The 15,791-nt window shown below is 64.9% G+C and carries 14 protein-coding genes; 7 read left to right on the top strand and 7 right to left on the bottom strand.

The annotated features are described in order from the left end of the window. The first annotated feature begins 254 nt into the window (after positions 1 to 254). From KTQ42_RS10415 to KTQ42_RS10430, 4 genes are all read left to right on the top strand, one after another. Positions 255 to 1,418 carry an ABC transporter substrate-binding protein gene (locus tag KTQ42_RS10415; RefSeq protein WP_217345434.1) on the top strand — a complete coding sequence of 388 codons (1,164 nt, stop codon included), beginning with the start codon at positions 255 to 257 and terminating at the stop codon, positions 1,416 to 1,418. A gap of 76 nt (positions 1,419 to 1,494) precedes the next feature. Further along, entirely contained in the window at positions 1,495 to 2,550 is a 1,056-nt protein-coding gene (locus KTQ42_RS10420) for a branched-chain amino acid ABC transporter permease (protein WP_217345435.1), read from the top strand. Next, positions 2,550 to 4,331 (top strand): branched-chain amino acid ABC transporter ATP-binding protein/permease, encoded by a 1,782-nt coding sequence (locus KTQ42_RS10425; RefSeq protein WP_217345436.1) that lies wholly within the window; start codon positions 2,550 to 2,552, stop codon positions 4,329 to 4,331. The genes KTQ42_RS10420 and KTQ42_RS10425 overlap by 1 nt, the downstream gene beginning before the upstream one ends. Before the next feature lie 34 nt (positions 4,332 to 4,365). Continuing rightward, the gene (locus tag KTQ42_RS10430) at positions 4,366 to 5,115 is read left to right on the top strand and encodes an ABC transporter ATP-binding protein (protein ID WP_217345437.1); all 750 of its coding nucleotides are present in this window, start codon (positions 4,366 to 4,368) and stop codon (positions 5,113 to 5,115) included. A gap of 17 nt (positions 5,116 to 5,132) precedes the next feature. Here KTQ42_RS10430 and KTQ42_RS10435 read toward each other — a convergent pair whose 3' ends face one another. Next, positions 5,133 to 6,131, bottom strand: a complete 999-nt coding sequence (locus tag KTQ42_RS10435; RefSeq protein WP_217345438.1) for an aromatic ring-hydroxylating dioxygenase subunit alpha — start codon at positions 6,129 to 6,131, stop codon at positions 5,133 to 5,135. A gap of 12 nt (positions 6,132 to 6,143) precedes the next feature. Then, complete coding sequence (locus KTQ42_RS10440; RefSeq protein ID WP_217345439.1) at positions 6,144 to 6,647, bottom strand: nucleoside deaminase; 504 nt, start codon at positions 6,645 to 6,647, stop codon at positions 6,144 to 6,146. A gap of 416 nt (positions 6,648 to 7,063) precedes the next feature. On the opposite strand from KTQ42_RS10440, the gene KTQ42_RS10445 reads away from it, so the two are divergent. Next, entirely contained in the window at positions 7,064 to 7,219 is a 156-nt protein-coding gene (locus KTQ42_RS10445; RefSeq protein ID WP_217345440.1) for a hypothetical protein, read from the top strand. A gap of 87 nt (positions 7,220 to 7,306) precedes the next feature. Here KTQ42_RS10445 and KTQ42_RS10450 read toward each other — a convergent pair whose 3' ends face one another. From KTQ42_RS10450 to KTQ42_RS10460, 3 genes are read right to left on the bottom strand one after another with little or no spacing between them, the layout of a single operon-like run. After that, positions 7,307 to 8,158, bottom strand: a complete 852-nt coding sequence (locus tag KTQ42_RS10450; RefSeq protein WP_217345441.1) for an ABC transporter permease — start codon at positions 8,156 to 8,158, stop codon at positions 7,307 to 7,309. Between the two features lie 3 nt (positions 8,159 to 8,161). After that, entirely contained in the window at positions 8,162 to 8,995 is an 834-nt protein-coding gene (locus KTQ42_RS10455) for an ABC transporter ATP-binding protein (protein ID WP_217345442.1), read from the bottom strand. Further along, positions 8,979 to 10,016, bottom strand: a complete 1,038-nt coding sequence (locus KTQ42_RS10460; RefSeq protein ID WP_217345443.1) for an ABC transporter substrate-binding protein — start codon at positions 10,014 to 10,016, stop codon at positions 8,979 to 8,981. Before KTQ42_RS10460 ends, KTQ42_RS10455 begins: the two co-directional genes overlap by 17 nt. Positions 10,017 to 10,373: 357 nt before the next feature. On the opposite strand from KTQ42_RS10460, the gene KTQ42_RS10465 reads away from it, so the two are divergent. Beyond that, a complete protein-coding gene (locus KTQ42_RS10465) occupies positions 10,374 to 11,768 on the top strand; it encodes a metallophosphoesterase (protein ID WP_249222713.1) in 1,395 nt (464 codons plus the stop codon). Positions 11,769 to 11,866: 98 nt separating this feature from the next. Here the strand turns inward: KTQ42_RS10465 and KTQ42_RS10470 are convergent, their stop codons facing one another. Together KTQ42_RS10470 and KTQ42_RS10475 are read right to left on the bottom strand one after the other, a co-directional pair. Continuing rightward, positions 11,867 to 12,730 carry a pirin family protein gene (locus KTQ42_RS10470; RefSeq protein WP_217345444.1) on the bottom strand — a complete coding sequence of 288 codons (864 nt, stop codon included), beginning with the start codon at positions 12,728 to 12,730 and terminating at the stop codon, positions 11,867 to 11,869. A gap of 141 nt (positions 12,731 to 12,871) precedes the next feature. Next, positions 12,872 to 13,897: an XdhC family protein gene (locus KTQ42_RS10475; protein WP_217345445.1), complete on the bottom strand. Its 1,026-nt coding sequence runs from the start codon at positions 13,895 to 13,897 to the stop codon at positions 12,872 to 12,874. 260 nt (positions 13,898 to 14,157) lie between these two features. Between KTQ42_RS10475 and KTQ42_RS10480 the strand changes: the two genes are divergently transcribed. Then, on the top strand, positions 14,158 to 15,762 hold the full coding sequence (locus KTQ42_RS10480) for a histidine kinase famiy protein (protein WP_217345446.1): 1,605 nt from the start codon (positions 14,158 to 14,160) through the stop codon (positions 15,760 to 15,762). Positions 15,763 to 15,791: the final 29 nt, after the last annotated feature.

Genomic DNA, 15,791 nt, shown 5'->3' on the forward strand with positions numbered 1-15,791 from the left:
TGACAAGATTGACGACACTGCCGGCTGATGCGCCTTTCCTTTCCGATCGTGCTACGCAGCCTTCTCTACTCGGAGGCAAAACCGGGCTTTCCCACCCTCTTTAATGCTATAGTTCGGCGAGCAAAAATCCCGGAGTCACAGCCAGCATCAACCCGCCGGCCGTTCGGCCCAGGCGCCCAGCCCACCCAGGATCAACGCAACCAACAACCGACGGGACCACCCCGCAAACCGCATACCCAATCCGGAGACCCAACATGAAAAAAACCTTCGCCGCCGCCCTGCTGCCTGCCCTGATCGCCCTGGCCTATGCCGGCACCGCCGCTGCCCAGATCAAGGTCGGCGTGAGCGTCTCGGCCACCGGCCCGGCCGCTTCGCTCGGCATCCCGGAAAAGAACACCATCTCGCTGCTGCCCAAGACCATCGCCGGCAAGACCGTCGAATACATCGTGCTCGACGACGCGACCGACCCGACCACCGCGGTGAAGAATGCCCGCAAGCTGGTCAGCGAAGACAAGGTCGACCTGCTGATCGGCTCCACCGTCACCCCCAATTCGCTGGCCATGACCGACGTCGCCGCAGAGTCCGAGACGCCGATGATCTCGATGGCCGCGTCTGCTTCCATCATCGAGCCGCAGGACGCCAAGCGCCGCTGGGTGTTCAAGACGCCGCAGAACGATTCCCACATGACCACGGCCATCCTGTCGCACATGGCCGACAACGGCGTCAAGACCGTGGGCTTCATCGGCTTTTCCGATGCCTACGGCGAAGGCTGGTACCGCGAGATTTCCAAGCTGGCCGACGTGCGCAAGATCAAGCTGGTGGCCAACGAGCGCTTTGCCCGTCCGGACACTTCCGTCACCGGCCAGATCCTGAAGATCCTCTCGGCCAATCCGGACGCGGTGCTGATCGCCGGCTCCGGCACGCCGGCCGCGCTGCCGCAGAAAACCCTGAAGGAGCGCGGCTACAAGGGCAAGATCTACCAGACCCACGGCGTGGCCAACAATGACTTCCTGCGCGTCTGCGGCAAGGACTGCGAAGGCACCTGGCTGCCATCCGGCCCGATCCTGGTGGCCGAGCAGCTGCCTGATTCGAACCCCGTGAAAAAATCCGCGCTGGCTTACAAGACCGCGTATGAAAAGGCCAATGGCGCAGGCACCGTCTCCACCTTCGGCGGCCATGCCTGGGACGCCGGCGCGCTGCTGGCCAATGCCGTGCCGGCCGCGCTCAAGGCCGGCCAGCCGGGCACGCCGGCCTTCCGCAAGGGCCTGCGCGATGCGATCGAAAACACCAAGGAAGTCGCCGGCGCCCATGGCATCTTCAACATGAGCCCGACCGACCACCTGGGCTTCGACCAGCGCTCGCGCGTGATGGTGCAGATCGTCGACGGCAAGTGGAAGCTGGGCGGCGACGCCAAGTAATCCCGTTTCGCATCGTGATCACCGGGGCGCGATTATAATCGCGCCTTTTTAACGTCCTCCATCCGGGGAATCAAACATGGATTTATCAATCGCCGCCATCCTGGCCCAGGACGGCATTACCAGCGGGGCGATCTATGCGCTGCTGGCGCTGGCGCTGGTGCTGGTGTTCTCGGTCACGCGCGTGATCTTCATTCCGCAGGGCGAGTTCGTCGCCTTTGGCGCGCTGACCGTGGCCGCGCTGCAGTCCAGCCGCTTTCCCCATTCGGCCACGCTGCTGGTGGCGCTGGGCGTGGCCTGCTTCCTGGTCGAAGTGGTTGGCACGATGCGCAATGCCGAGCGCCGTCATGGCGCGGCGCGCAGCATCCCTGTAGCGGCATTGAAATTCCTCGCCTTCCCGATCGCGCTGTACGTCGTCACCCAAGCGGTGGCCGCGGCGCAGGCGCCAATGCTGGCCCAGGTGGCGCTGGCGCTGGCCATCGTGATCCCGATGGGGCCGATGGTCTATCGGCTGGCCTTCCAGCCGCTGGCCGAGGCCAGCACATTGGTGCTCCTGATCGTATCGGTGGGCACGCACTTCGCATTGATAGGCCTGGGCCTGGTGATGTTCGGCGCCGAAGGCTCGCGCACCACGCCGTTCTCCGATGCACGCATCGAGATCGGCGCGCTGGCCATTTCCGGCCAGAGCCTGGTGATCGTCGCGGTGTCCATCCTGCTCATCGTCAGTCTGTATCTCTACTTCGAGCGCACCCTGTCGGGCAAGGCGCTGCGCGCCACGGCGGTCAACCGCCTCGGCGCGCGCCTGGTCGGCATCGGCACCACACAGGCCGGCCGGCTGGCCTTCACCCTGGCCGCTGCCATGGGCGCGCTGTGCGGCGTGCTGATCGCGCCGCTGACAACGGTCTATTACGACAGCGGCTTCCTGATCGGCCTGAAGGGCTTTGTCGGCGCCATCATCGGCGGCCTGGCCAGCTATCCGATCGCCGCCGCCGGCGCGGTGATGGTGGGCCTGCTCGAATCCTATTCCTCGTTCTGGGCCAGCGCGCTGAAGGAAGTGATCGTCTTCACCCTGATCATCCCGGTGCTGCTGTGGCGCTCGCTGACCTCCAAGCATGTCGAGGAGGAGGAAGAATAATGAACAAGTTTTTTCTGCTGTTTGCCCTGATCATGGCGGCGCTGCCGCTGCTGCCCACCCCGGAATTCTGGATCACGTTGGCCAATTACATTGGCCTCTATTCCATCGTCGCATTGGGCCTGGTGCTGCTCACCGGCGTGGCCGGCCTGACCTCCTTCGGCCAGGCGGCCTTCGTCGGCCTGGGCGCCTATGCCACCGCCTACCTGTCCACCCAGTTCGGCCTGTCGCCCTGGGTGGGCCTGGCGGCCGGCCTCCTGGTGACCGCCGGCGCGGCCTTCTTCATCGGCGCCATCACGATGCGGCTGTCCGGCCACTTCCTGCCGCTGGGCACCATCGCCTGGGGTTTGTCGCTGTATTTCCTGTTCGGTAATCTGGACTTCCTCGGCAAGTACGACGGCCTGAACGGCGTGCCGCCGATCGAGCTGTTCGGCATGGCCCTGGGCAGCGGCCGCGCAATGTTCTACCTGATCTGGTTTGTGGTGCTCGTCACCGTCGTCGCACTGCAGAACCTGCTCAATTCGCGGCCAGGGCGCGCCATCCGCGCGCTCAAGGGCGGCGGCGTGATGGCAGAGGCAATGGGTGTAAACACCGCCTGGATGAAGATCGTGATCTTCGTCATCGCCGCGCTCCTGGCCTGCATCTCGGGCTGGCTGTATGCCCATATGCAGCGGGCGGTGAATCCGACGCCGTTCGGCCTGAACCAGGGCATCGAGTACCTGTTCATGGCGGTGGTGGGCGGCGCCGGCCACCTGTGGGGCGCAATCCTGGGCGCCACGGTGCTGACGGTGCTGAAGGACCAGTTGCAGTCGCTGCTGCCCAAGCTTTTGGGCGCCAGCGGCAACTTTGAAGTGATCGTGTTCGGCATTTTGATGGTGCTGCTGCTGCAGCGCGCCCGCGAAGGCCTGTGGCCCTTCATTCGCCGCCGCTTCCCGCAGAAGCCGCAGGCGGTGGCGCCGGCCACGGCGCCTGCGCTGCCGATGCGCGCGAAGCAGACCGGCGGCGAAGTGGTGCTGGAAGTAGACAAGGCGCGCAAGGAGTTTGGCGGCCTGGTCGCGGTCAATGACATGCAGTTCGACGTGCGGGCCGGCGAGATCATGGGCCTGATCGGGCCGAATGGCGCCGGCAAGTCGACCATGTTCAACCTGGTGACCGGCGTGCTGCCCGTCACCCGCGGCGAGATCCGCTTCAGGAGCGGCGGCCAGCTGCAGCGCATCGATGGCCTGGCCTCGCGCGAGATCGTGCGGCGCGGCATTGCCCGCACCTTCCAGCATGTGCGCCTGATGCCGACCATGAGCGTGCTGGAAAACGTCGCCATCGGCGGCCATCTGCGCGGCACCCACGGCGACGTGGCCGGCATCGCGACCAGCATCCTGCGCGCCAACCGGGCCGAGGAACAGGCGCTGCTGTTTGAAGCCAGCAACCAGCTGAAGCGGGTTGGCCTGGGCCACCTGATGCACGAGGAAGCCGGCAGCCTGGCGCTGGGCCAGCAGCGCATCCTGGAGATTGCGCGGGCGCTGTGCTGCGACCCTACCCTCTTGCTGCTGGACGAGCCGGCGGCCGGCCTGCGCTACAAGGAAAAGCAGGCGCTGGCCGAGCTGCTGAAAAGGCTCAAGGCCGAGGGCATGAGCATCCTGCTGGTGGAACATGACATGGACTTCGTGATGAACCTGACCGACCGCCTGGTGGTGATGGAATTCGGCACCAAGATCGCGGAAGGCCTGCCGGCCGAGGTGCAGCAGAGCCCGGCGGTGCTGGAAGCCTACCTCGGCGGCATAGACTGATGCGACTGAAGCGACTGAAGCGGCGGGAAAGACAATGAGCACACCAATTCTGGAAGTAAGCGACCTGCATGTGGGATACGGCAAGGTCGAGGCGCTGCATGGCGCCAGCCTGACCGTCGGCGCGGGCCAGATCGTCACCGTAATCGGCCCCAACGGCGCCGGCAAGTCCACCATGCTGAACGCCATCGCCGGCGCGCTGCCGGCTGCCGGCGCGGCGCGTGGCCGGGTCATGCTGAACGGCCACGACATGACCGGCGTGGCGATCGAGTCGCGGGTGGCGCGCGGCATGTGCCTGGTGCCCGAGAAGCGCGAGCTGTTTGCCAGCATGACCGTGGAAGACAATCTGCAGCTGGGCAGCTACCGCCGCTACAAGGCGCGCGAAAGCAACTACAACGACCAGCTCGACGAGGTCTACCGCCTGTTTCCGCGCCTGAAGGAAAGACGCAAACAGGAAGCCGGCACCCTGTCCGGCGGCGAGCGCCAGATGCTGGCGGTAGGCCGCGCGCTGATGGCCAAGCCGCGCCTGCTGATGCTGGACGAGCCCAGCCTGGGCCTGGCGCCGCTGATCGTGAAGGAAATCTTCCATATCATCGTCGGCCTGAAGGAAACCGGCGTGGCGATCCTGCTGGTGGAGCAGAATGCGCGCGCGGCGCTGCAGGTGGCGGACTATGCCTATGTGCTGGAGACCGGCGACATCGCGCTGGAAGGCCCTGCGCAGCAGCTGGCCAATGATCCCAAGGTGATCGACACCTATCTGGGCCTGACGCGCAAGGCGCAGGACTGATACCGGCCCTGCCCGGCTTACAGCACCCCGTACCGCAGCCCGATGCGCTTCAACATGCGGCGATACGCCGCCGACAGCCGGTCGGCCCGCTGCGGCACTTCCACGCCCGGCTCCAGCGGCACCTTCTTCGGCCGCTGCGACTCCAGTATCTGCAAGTCCTGCATAAAGATGCGGTCCTGGAAGGCGCGCAGCTCGTCGTCGCTGGAACTGTCGTTGTGCATTGCCAGCACGATCCAGGCATGGGCATGGTCTTCGTCCAGCGGCTGCACATGCAGGCTGATGGCTTCGGTCAGGCCATCCGGCCTCTGCGGCAGCTTGGTCAGGATGGCCGTGAGGGGGCGCACCGCGCGATAGGTGTACTCCACCATCGCACCGTCGGCGGCCAGCAGGTTGGCCTGCGGCTGGTAGGCCCGGCAGCCGGTGGCGATCACGCCTTCCATGCCTTGCGCGCCCAGGCCGTCGTCATAGGGGTCGACCTGGTAGTCCGGCACTTCGGTGAACTGCGGGTCGCCCAGGATGCCGGTGTGAATGAAGGGGAAATGCGCCATGTCGAGGAAGTTTTCGATGATGCGCGGGCCGCAGGCATGCACCGGGTAAGGCCCGCACAGCACATGGCGCAACTGGCCGTTGCCATGCTCCGGAAACGGCGGCAGTGCGCGTGCCGGCTCGCCCAGGCAGACCCAGACCATGCCATAGGCCTCCTTCGCCTGAAAACGCGTGGCGCAGGCGGTGCGCGGCGGCGTGTCCTGCGGATGGGCCGGCTGCAGGCGGCAGGCGCCGGCATGATCGAATTGCCAGCCGTGGTAGGCGCAGACCAGCCGGTCATCCTTCACCCAGCCAAGGGAGAGCCGCGCGCCGCGATGCGGGCAGCGGTCGTCCCAGGCCTGCACCACGCCATCGCCGCTGCGCCAGATCACCAGCTCCTGCTCCATCAGCCGCACCGGCTGCATGGCGCCGACGGCAAGACCGGCGCTGGCCGCAACCGGATGCCAGTCATTCCACAGTACCGGATCCATGTTTTCCATCGCCTACTCCCAGAAGCCGATATGAGGAGCGGCCGCCTCCTGCTCCATCTCGGGCAGCGGGCCCACGACCTCGGTCGGCCGCTGGCCGCTGGCGAACACGGTCCGGCAAGGCAGCGCCAGGGTCGGGTTCTCCGGATGGCTGCCGGTCAGTTCCAGCAGCTTTTCCTCGGACATGGCATATACCACGCGGCCAATGTTGCACCAGTAGATGGCGCCGGCACACATTGCGCACGGTTCGGCACTGGTGTAGAGGGTGCAGCGGGCCAGCGCTTCCGGCGCCAGCTTTTGCGCCGCCAGCGCCGCGGCCACGCGCTCGGCATGCTGGGTCGGGTCGCCCTGCGGCGGCATGGAATTGTTGCCGGCCTCCGCAATGATATTGCCCTGTTCATCGGCGACGATGGCGCCGAAGGGATGGCGGCCGGCGGCCTTGGCGCGCTCGGCAACGGTGAGCGCGGCGCGCATTAGGCGACGGTCGGATTCGGTAAAGGCTGAAGTGGATGTAGGCATGCGGTTTCCTGATCGATGGTCCGCGGGCTGCTTGCAGCCCGGGACGGTTCTGCTGGCTGTTTCGGGCGGCACTATACCGGTATTTGGCGAGCGACGGACAGTCGCCGCGGCACACCGTCGCTCGCTGCAGTCTTGTCCAGCAATTTTCGTGCAATGGCAAGGCGCATGCGAAGGCCCATTGCGAGTCTGAAACGTCACCAGGATAACGGCCCGATGTCTCGGACGCACCACAAAGGATCATCGGCTTGCCGCTCAGCGCTACATGGCCAACGCTGCACTACCATCCTTGCGAAGAATGAGAGAGTTTCTGGCATTCATTGAAGTGATACCTCACATCAGGGATTGCAATTGGATTTGCAGCGTGGCTGGCCTTATCTTCCCGTCATAGAAAAATTTCACCTTCAGGAGCCATCGCAATGACCACCGCAACAATGCCTTCCCTGTACGTCCCGTTCGAAGAAGCGAAAAAGATCCCGGCAAAACTGGCTGCATTCTTTGCCGTGCTGTTCATGGTCGACTTCCGTGAAGCGCAATCGGACGAGTCCTGCAGCTATGCTGCCTACCTGGCATAAGCACCAGGCCGCGATACGGGCTGTCAACAGCCCGCCGCCGGAAAAAGCCGCCATCAGGGCGGCTTTTTCATTGGGTCGGACGCCGCGCTACAGCCTTTCGGTTTCACCGGATTTCGGCTGCCACTTCATCAGCCGCCTCTCGATCGCGCCCACCAGCCCGTCCAGCGCCAGCGCAAACAGGGTAAGCACCACAATGCCGGCAAACACCGTATTGATGTCGAAGGTGCCTTCGGCCTGCAGGATCAGGTAACCCACGCCTCGCGCCGAGCCCAGGTACTCGCCGACGATGGCGCCCACAAAGGCCAGGCCGACGGAGGTATGCAGGCTGGAAAACACCCACGAGGTGGCCGAGGGCAGATACACCGAGCGCAGCAGCTGGCGCGCATTGGCGCCCATCATCCTGGCATTGGCCAGCACCACCGGGCTGACTTCCTTCACCCCCTGGTAGACGTTGAAGAAGACGATGAAGAACACCAGCGTTACCGCCAGCGCCACCTTGGACCAGATACCCAGGCCGAACCACATCGCGAAGATCGGCGCCAGGATCACCCGCGGCATCGAGTTGGCGGCCTTGATGTAGGGGTCGAGTATGGCGGAGGCCACCGGCGACAGCGCCAGCCACAACCCCACCACCAGCGCCAGCGCGGTGCCGATCACAAACGCCAGCAGGGTTTCGGTCAGGGTGACCAGCAGGTGCGGATAGATCTCGGCCGGAAAACTGAGCGTGAACCAGGTGTTGTCGCCGGTGCCCACTTCGAGCTTGCCGCTGCCCACCGTAAACCATTGCCAGATCCGCACCAGCACCTTCAATGGTTCCCCGAAGAAGAACGCGGCCTGCGGATTGCGGGTGGCGACGTGCCAGACCAGCAGCACCGCCACCAGCACCAGGAACTGCCATACCCGCATGTTCCTGTGATTGGGCTTGATCATATTCCACATGCTCTACGCCAGCCTCTTCTGTTGCTGATAGCCCTTCAGCACCTCGTCGCGCAGCACGGCCCATATCTGGCTGTGCAGCTCGACAAAGCGCGGATGCGCCCGCACTTCGGCGACATCGCGCGGCCGCGGCAGGTCGATGATGAATTCGCCGATCGGATGCGTGGCCGGGCCGGCCGACAGCACCACCACCCGGTCCGACATCGCGATGGCCTCGTCGAGGTCATGGGTGATGAACAGCACCGCCTTGCGCCTTGCGCTCCACAGGTCCAGCACTTCGTTTTCCATCAGCTGCCGGGTCTGGATGTCCAGCGCCGAGAACGGCTCGTCCATCAGGATGATGTCCGGGTCCAGGATCAGGGTTTGCGCCAGCGCCACCCGCTTGCGCATGCCACCCGACAGCTGGTGGGGATAGCGGTCGCCGAAGCCTTGCAGCCCTACCCTCGCCAGCCATTGCTCGCCCAGCGCGCGGGCGTCCGTATCGGGCATGCCGCGGAACTGCAGGCCGGCAATGACGTTTTCCAGCGCGCTGCGCCATGGCATCAGCGCTTCGGCCTGGAACATGTAGCCGGCACGGCGGTTGATGCCATCCAGCGGCTCGCCGAATACGCTTACCTCGCCGGAGGACGGCTGCAGCAGGCCGGCGCCGACGTTGAGCAGGGTGGACTTGCCGCAACCGGTTGGCCCCACCACCGAGACGAACTCGCCGGGCGCAATGGCCAGCGTGGTGTTGGCCACCGCGGTGTAGCGCTGCGCCCGGTTTTCCTTCGAAATGAAAGTGCAGCTGATGTCGTTCAACAGCAATGCCGGCGCCAGGCCCTGCCTACTTGTACTTGGCATTCGCTTTGGCGACCAGCTCGTTGGTGAAGGTCTTGGACAGGTCGATGTTCTTGCCTTCCAGCTCAGGCTCGAATGCCTTCAGGGTTTTCAGCGCGGTCTGGCCGCCGGCTTCCGGGAAGCGGCCATCGGGCGACAGTGCCTCGCGCACCTTGGTGAAGGTTTCCAGATACAGCGCGCGGTCGCCCAGCTGATAGCTCTCCGGCACCACCTTGACGATGTCGGACGGACCGGCCTTCTGCAGCCACTTCAGCGCGCGCACCATCGCATTGGTGAGCGCCTGCGAGGTGTTGGGGTTCTTCTTCAGGAAGGCTTCCGTGGTGTAGAGGGTCGCGGCGGGCATCGGTCCACCGAAGAGTTCATTGGTGTCCTTCAGGGTGCGGGTGTCGGCGATCACCTTGATCTCGTTCTTCTGCTGCAGCATGGTGACGACCGGATCGAGGTTGGAGATCGCGTCGATCTGGCCGGAACGCAGCGCCGACAGCGCGCCGGCCGAAGTGCCCACGCCGATGAAGGAAACGTCGCTGGGTTTCAGGCCGCCCTTGGCCAGCACGAAGTTGGCCACGATGTTGGTCGACGAGCCGGGCGCGGTCACGCCGATCTTCTTGCCCTTCAGGTCGGCGATGGACTTGTAGTTGGGCATGGTCTTGTTGGAGACGCCGAACACGATTTGCGGCGCCCTGCCCTGCAGCACGAAGGCAGTGATCATCTGGTTCTTTGCCTGCATGTTGATGGTGTGCTCGAAAGCGCCCGACACCACGTCGGCGCTGCCGCCCACCAGAGCCTGCAGGGCCTTGGCGCCGCCGGCGAAGTCGCTGATCTCCACCTGCAGGCCCTCGTCCTTGAAATAGCCGAGCTGCTCGGCAATGGTCAGCGGCAGGTAGTAGAAAAGGTTCTTGCCGCCAACGGCGATGGATACCTTCTGCTTTTCCAATGCCTGCGCCCAGGCGCTGCTGCTGGTGGCGAGGATGCCGATGGCAGTGATGCCGGCAATGGCGGCCAATTTCTTGAAGCGGATTTTCATGCTGTCTCCTGGTCTCCCGTGAGGCTCGCGGCGCCCGTGCGCCAGGCATCGCGGCCATGGATTGTTTTGAGTTCGTTGCGGCGTCTTTTTGACGACGTGAAACATTAACATAAACTTTTTGAAGAATAGGCCCGGCAGCCACGCGGCGGTGTCGATTTGCCACGCCCGGCGCGGCAGAAATTTTGCGTTTTGCGGGCCCGGAGCTTGTCCCGCCGGGCGCGTGCGGTCCGGTTTCAGTGCCGCAAACGGAAATGAACCCTGGCAGCGGCAGCAGTGACAGAAAACTGCCCGCGTGGCTTCCATTCAGCATGCCACCCCTTTTCGTTCGCCCGGGCCGGACCCAACCGAGGACAAGCAATGCAAAAATTCATCGGGCTGGCCATTGCCATGCTCATCGCCGGCTGCAACGGCCTTCCGGGAGATGACGAGGCGAGTAAGCCTGACCATGTGCAGTACAGCTGGGTCGTGCTCGGTCCCAACGGCACGGCGATTGCCCGTGCCATCAGCACCTCCGACACCTGCCCCGCTATCAACGTTGGCAATGCCCGCTTTCGCATGCAGTTGCGGGCAGGCAGCGGCACCATGCCCCAGCGTCCCACCGCCAGCAAGCCCAATGATTCCAAGCCGTCCGACTTTCCGGTGATTACCTGCGAAGCGACCCTGCCGGCAGATGCCGTCAGCGCCAGCATTGGCGGCGAGCCCTTGCCCCTGCCCAAGGCGCAGCCGCAACGCATCGTCATCCTGGGCGATACCGGCTGCCGCATGAGGAAGTCGGACAATGCCTTCCAGGACTGCAACAACATCGACCGATGGCCGCTGTCACGCATCGCCGCCACCGCGGCCAGCCTGAAACCCGACTTGGTGCTGCATGTCGGCGACTATCATTACCGAGAAACCGCCTGCCCGGAGGGCCTTGCCGGCTGCAAGGACAGCCCCTGGGGTTATGGCTGGGATGCGTGGGAGGCGGATCTGTTCAGGCCGGCCGCGCCTCTCATGGCGGCAGCGCCCTGGGTGATGGTGCGCGGCAATCACGAGGAATGCGCACGCGCCGGCCAGGGCTGGTTCCGTTTCCTGGCACCCGAGCCCTATACCCCCGCACGCAGCTGCAATGATGCCCGTAACGATGCCGTTGCCAATCTGTCGCCGCCATATGCCGTGCCGCTCGGCGGCGATAACCAGTTCATCGTGTTCGACTCGGCGAATGCAGGATGGGCCAGGCTGCCGGTGGACGATCCGAAGCCGCTGAACTACCAGCTGCAGATGATGAGCGTGGCCCGGCTAGCCGGCGGCGTGCGCGGTGGCAGCTTCTTCGCCAGCCATCATCCGGTCCTGGGCTACGAGATGCTGGATGACGGCAGGCTCATCGGCGGCAACCTGCCGCTGCAGGACGCCATGGCGCAGGTCAACGGCTCTGCCTACTACCCGGCTGGCATACAGCTTGCGCTGCATGGCCATGTGCATAGTTTGCAGGCGCTCACCTTCGCTTCGGACCATCCGGCCACCATCATCAGCGGCAATGGCGGCGACGATGTCAGCCTGTCCCTGCCTTCGCCCCTGCCGCCGCTGGCGCCGGCGCCGGGCGTGACGCTGGAACGCATCACCCACAGCAGCACCTTCGGTTTCGTGCTGATGGAACGCGTCGGCACCGGATGGATCTACAAGGCCTATACCGCCGGCGGCAAGGTCATGACGACCTGCAGCCAGCAGGGCAGGCGTCTGCTGTGCGACCGGACTGGCAGGATCGCGGCCTGATCGCGGCTGGCAGGCGGCGCGCTGGCACGGGGTCTGCACGACAATACCTGCCAGTCGCATGCCTGCCGCGCAAAAATGCTGCCTTTCCGTAGCGCCCGCTATAGCGCTGCCCCGAACTTGCCGTCCATGTAGTCGCGGGCGGCCTGCTGGATCTCGTCGCGGGTGTTCATCACGAACGGGCCATGCGCCACCACCGGCTCGCCGATGGGATCGGCATGGCCAAACAGCAGTGCCGCATCCGATTCGGCGGCGATGTCGACCGTGTCGCCCTCGTCGCTCAGCTGCAGCAGACGGTGCTGCTGCGCGCTGTCGTTGCCGATGCGAACCGTTCCGCCCACCACATACAGGAACACGTTGCGCCCGGCCAGGCCTTCAAAGCGCACGCTGCCGCCGGCGGCAAGGCTCACTGTGCTCATGAACACGCCTGTCAGCGACTCGAACGGTCCCTGCCGGCCATGCCAGCTTCCGGCGATCAGGTTGACCGTGCCACGACCGTCTTCGGTGGGCAGCGCCGGTATCGCCTCCTTCTGCAGGCCGGTATAGCGCGGCTGCGTCATCTTCAGCCGCGCCGGCAGGTTGACCCACAGCTGCAGGATTTCCAGCGGCCCGCCGCTTTCCAGAAAGGCACGCGGCGACACTTCCTCATGGATCAGGCCGCTGCCGGCCGTCATCCACTGCACCCCGCCCTCGTTGATCACGCTTTCATGGCCGCCGCTGTCGCGATGCGCCAGCGATCCCTGCAGGATGAAGGTAACGGTTTCGAAACCGCGATGCGGGTGCGGGCCAAACGGCAGGCCGTGGTTGTTGCGACCATAGACCTGCGGTCCGTGATGATTGAGGAACAGGAAGGGGTCCAGCTGGCGCATGTCCAGTCTGGGGCCGGGCAAGGGGCGGCGCGTGACCAGGTCGCCGATATCGTCGCGCAGCGCTTCATGCTGTCGCCGCAGTGTCTTGCTGCTCATGGGGTATCCTTTCATGCATGGGGCACAGTCAGCAATGATTGGGACGAAGCGCCATGGCGTGAAGACCGTCCGTGCGGGAAACAGCATGCCGCCGGCGGCACAATCGACGCAACGTGCCCAATGCGCCGCCTGCGCAAAAACCTATCCGGTAACGCCGCAGGAGGCCGCGCTCTGCGTCTGCTGCGCGGCACGCTTGGCGGCCTCGACCTGCATTTCGGCCGGCAGCTGTACGCCATTCTTCACCGCCGTCAGTTCGGCCAGTATCGAAATGGCGATCTCGGCAGGCGTCTTGCTGCCGATGTAGAGGCCAATCGGGCCATGCAGCCGGGCCAGCTGTTCATCGCTGACTTCGAACAGTTTCAGCCGCTCGCGGCGTTTGGCATTGTTGGCGCGCGAGCCGATGGCGCCGACATAGAAGGCAGGCGACTTCAGCGCCTCCATCAGCGCCAGGTCATCGAGCTTGGGGTCATGCGTCAATGCCACCACCGCGCTGCGGGCATCGAGGCGCATCTCCAGCACCAGGTCGTCCGGCATCGCATGCACCACGTCCACGCCCGGCACGTTCCAGCTGCCGCGGTATTCCTCGCGCGGGTCGCACACGGTTACCTGGTATTCCATGCCGACGGCGATCTGCGCCAGGAAGGCCGACAGCTGGCCGGCGCCAATGATGAGCAGCCGCCAGCGCGGCCCATGCACCGTCGTTAGCGCCGCCGACGACACCTGCATGCTCATGCCGGGGCTGGCCGGGCTCAGGGTAACGTCGCCGGTGGCAAGGTCGAGCCGGCGCGCAACCAGCTGGTGCCTGCCGAGCTGCGCCAGCAATTCGCCGATGCGGCTCTTCGCCGACAGCGGCTCGATCGCCAGCTCAATCGTGCCGCCGCAGGGCAGGCCAAAGCGATGCGCTTCGTCGGCAGTGATGCCGTAGGTGACGATCTCGGGCCGGGTATGGGTAATGCCCTCGGCCCGTACCCTGGCGATCAGGTCGTCTTCCACGCAACCGCCCGAGACCGAACCGATGACCTGGCCGTCGCCCGACAAGGCAAGCGTGGCGCCTTCCGGGCGCGGGCTGGATCCCCAGGTGCGGATCACCGTCACCAGCTGGCATGGTCGGCCCTGCGCGATCCACTGCCCGCAGGTCTTCAAAACATCGAGGTCTATGCTGTCCATGGCGAAAGGAAGTGAGGTAACGGCCCGACTATGCCACATCCGGCGGCGCCCGATGTTGATCCGGACGCAGGCAGGCAAAACCGGGCCGGCGCGCATGTGCGCTGGTGCCCCGCCTGCAAGGTCAAAGTCCTACACATATCCGGCCGCTGCGCTTACAGACAGCGATGGAAAAGCTGCCTACAGTGCATTATTTATGAACGGTAATTCATCAGAAGCCATGCGACAAGGAACGCCTGGCTCCACTGGCGACGCCTAATACCATGCCTGCATCAGAAACCCAGCGCCAACGCCAGACAAGTGCATCAGCCAACGATGCGCTGGGCGAACGCGATATCTTTTTTGCTGCGGTCGAAAAGACCCGCATGCCAATGATCGTGACCGACCCGCGCAAGCCCGACAACCCGGTCGTGTTCGCCAATCCGGCCTTCCTGCAAATGACAGGCTATTCGATGGAGGAAGTGGTGGGCAACAACTGCCGCTTCCTGCAGGGCCCGGAAACCGACCCCGCCACCGTGGCCGAGATGCGCCAGGCGATCAGGGAGCGGCGCGACGTCGCGCTGGAAATCCTGAATTACCGCAAGAATGGCTCGACCTTCTGGAATGCGTTGTTCGTCTCGCCGGTATTCGATGCCAATGGCGAGCTGGTCTATTTCTTCGGATCCCAGCTCGATGTCAGCCGGCGCCGCGATGCCGAGGAAGCCCTGGGGCAGGCCCAGAAGATGGAAGCGCTGGGCCAGTTGACCGGCGGCATCGCCCATGACTTCAACAATCTGCTGCAGGTGATGGCCGGCTATCTCGAAATGATGGACCTGAGCCTGACCACGCCCAATCCGGACCGGGGCCAGATGCGCCGCCATGTCGACAGCGTGCGCAGCGCCGTCACCAAGGCATCGGTGCTGACACAGCGGCTGCTGGCCTTTGCGCGCAAGCAGCGGCTGTATGGCCGCACCCTCAATCTCAACTCGCTGACCGAGAACCTGGCCGACCTGGCGCGCCGCACGCTGGGCACCGAGATCACCTTGCGCACCGAGCCCGCGCCCGACCTCTGGAACTGCCAGGTCGATCCGACCCAGATGGAAGTGGCCCTGCTCAACGTCCTGCTCAATGCGCGCGACGCCATGCCGGGCGGCGGCCTGCTGACGCTGCGCACCCGCAATGAAGTCATCGGCGAGGAAGACCTGCATGCCTTCTCCGGCCTGCGCGCCGGCCGCCATGTGTCGATCGCCGTGACCGACACCGGCACTGGCATCCCGCCGGAACTGCTCAACCGCGTGATGGATCCCTTCTTCACCACCAAGGAGGAAGGCAAGGGCACCGGGCTGGGCCTGTCCATGGTATACGGCTTCGCCAAGCAGTCCGGCGGCGCCGTCTACCTGTACTCCGAAGTGGGCGTCGGCACCACGGTGCGGCTGTACTTTCCCGCCACGGAAAACGCCTTGGCCGCGCCTTCCTCCGCTCCTTCCTTCCAGGCGGACGCCGGGGATGGTCAAACCATCCTGGTGGTGGACGACAGGCTGGAAGTGGCCGAACTGGCGCAGGCAATGCTGGAAAGCCTGGGCTACCGCAGCATCGTGGTCACCAGCCCGGCCGATGCCCTCAAGGCGTTGCAGGGCACAGCCAGCATTTCAATGCTGTTTTCCGACCTGATCATGCCCGGCGGCATGAATGGCGTGATGCTGGCGCGCGAGGCGAAACGGCAGCATCCGGGCCTGCGCATACTGCTGACCACCGGCTATGCCGACCCGGCGCTGGAACGCAATGAAACCGGGCATGCCGAGTTCGACATCATCAACAAACCCTATCGCCGCGAGGAACTGGCGCGGCGTGTCAAGGCAGTGCTGGCCGGGCCGTCGGGCGTGAGTTGAAGGCCCGGCAGGCCGAAGCCCGCCGGGCG

Origin of the sequence: Noviherbaspirillum sp. L7-7A (assembly GCF_019052805.1) — a bacterium.
Taxonomy (GTDB): domain Bacteria; phylum Pseudomonadota; class Gammaproteobacteria; order Burkholderiales; family Burkholderiaceae_D; genus Noviherbaspirillum_A.

Coding starts and splice junctions, on each gene's coding strand:
- KTQ42_RS10415 (WP_217345434.1), top strand. CDS start 255: ATGAAAAAAACCTTCGCCGCCGCCCTGCTGCCTGCCCTGATCGCCCTG.
- KTQ42_RS10420 (WP_217345435.1), top strand. CDS start 1,495: ATGGATTTATCAATCGCCGCCATCCTGGCCCAGGACGGCATTACCAGC.
- KTQ42_RS10425 (WP_217345436.1), top strand. CDS start 2,550: ATGAACAAGTTTTTTCTGCTGTTTGCCCTGATCATGGCGGCGCTGCCG.
- KTQ42_RS10430 (WP_217345437.1), top strand. CDS start 4,366: ATGAGCACACCAATTCTGGAAGTAAGCGACCTGCATGTGGGATACGGC.
- KTQ42_RS10435 (WP_217345438.1), bottom strand. CDS start 6,131: ATGGATCCGGTACTGTGGAATGACTGGCATCCGGTTGCGGCCAGCGCC.
- KTQ42_RS10440 (WP_217345439.1), bottom strand. CDS start 6,647: ATGCCTACATCCACTTCAGCCTTTACCGAATCCGACCGTCGCCTAATG.
- KTQ42_RS10445 (WP_217345440.1), top strand. CDS start 7,064: ATGACCACCGCAACAATGCCTTCCCTGTACGTCCCGTTCGAAGAAGCG.
- KTQ42_RS10450 (WP_217345441.1), bottom strand. CDS start 8,158: ATGTGGAATATGATCAAGCCCAATCACAGGAACATGCGGGTATGGCAG.
- KTQ42_RS10455 (WP_217345442.1), bottom strand. CDS start 8,995: ATGCCAAGTACAAGTAGGCAGGGCCTGGCGCCGGCATTGCTGTTGAAC.
- KTQ42_RS10460 (WP_217345443.1), bottom strand. CDS start 10,016: ATGAAAATCCGCTTCAAGAAATTGGCCGCCATTGCCGGCATCACTGCC.
- KTQ42_RS10465 (WP_249222713.1), top strand. CDS start 10,374: ATGCAAAAATTCATCGGGCTGGCCATTGCCATGCTCATCGCCGGCTGC.
- KTQ42_RS10470 (WP_217345444.1), bottom strand. CDS start 12,730: ATGAGCAGCAAGACACTGCGGCGACAGCATGAAGCGCTGCGCGACGAT.
- KTQ42_RS10475 (WP_217345445.1), bottom strand. CDS start 13,897: ATGGACAGCATAGACCTCGATGTTTTGAAGACCTGCGGGCAGTGGATC.
- KTQ42_RS10480 (WP_217345446.1), top strand. CDS start 14,158: ATGCCTGCATCAGAAACCCAGCGCCAACGCCAGACAAGTGCATCAGCC.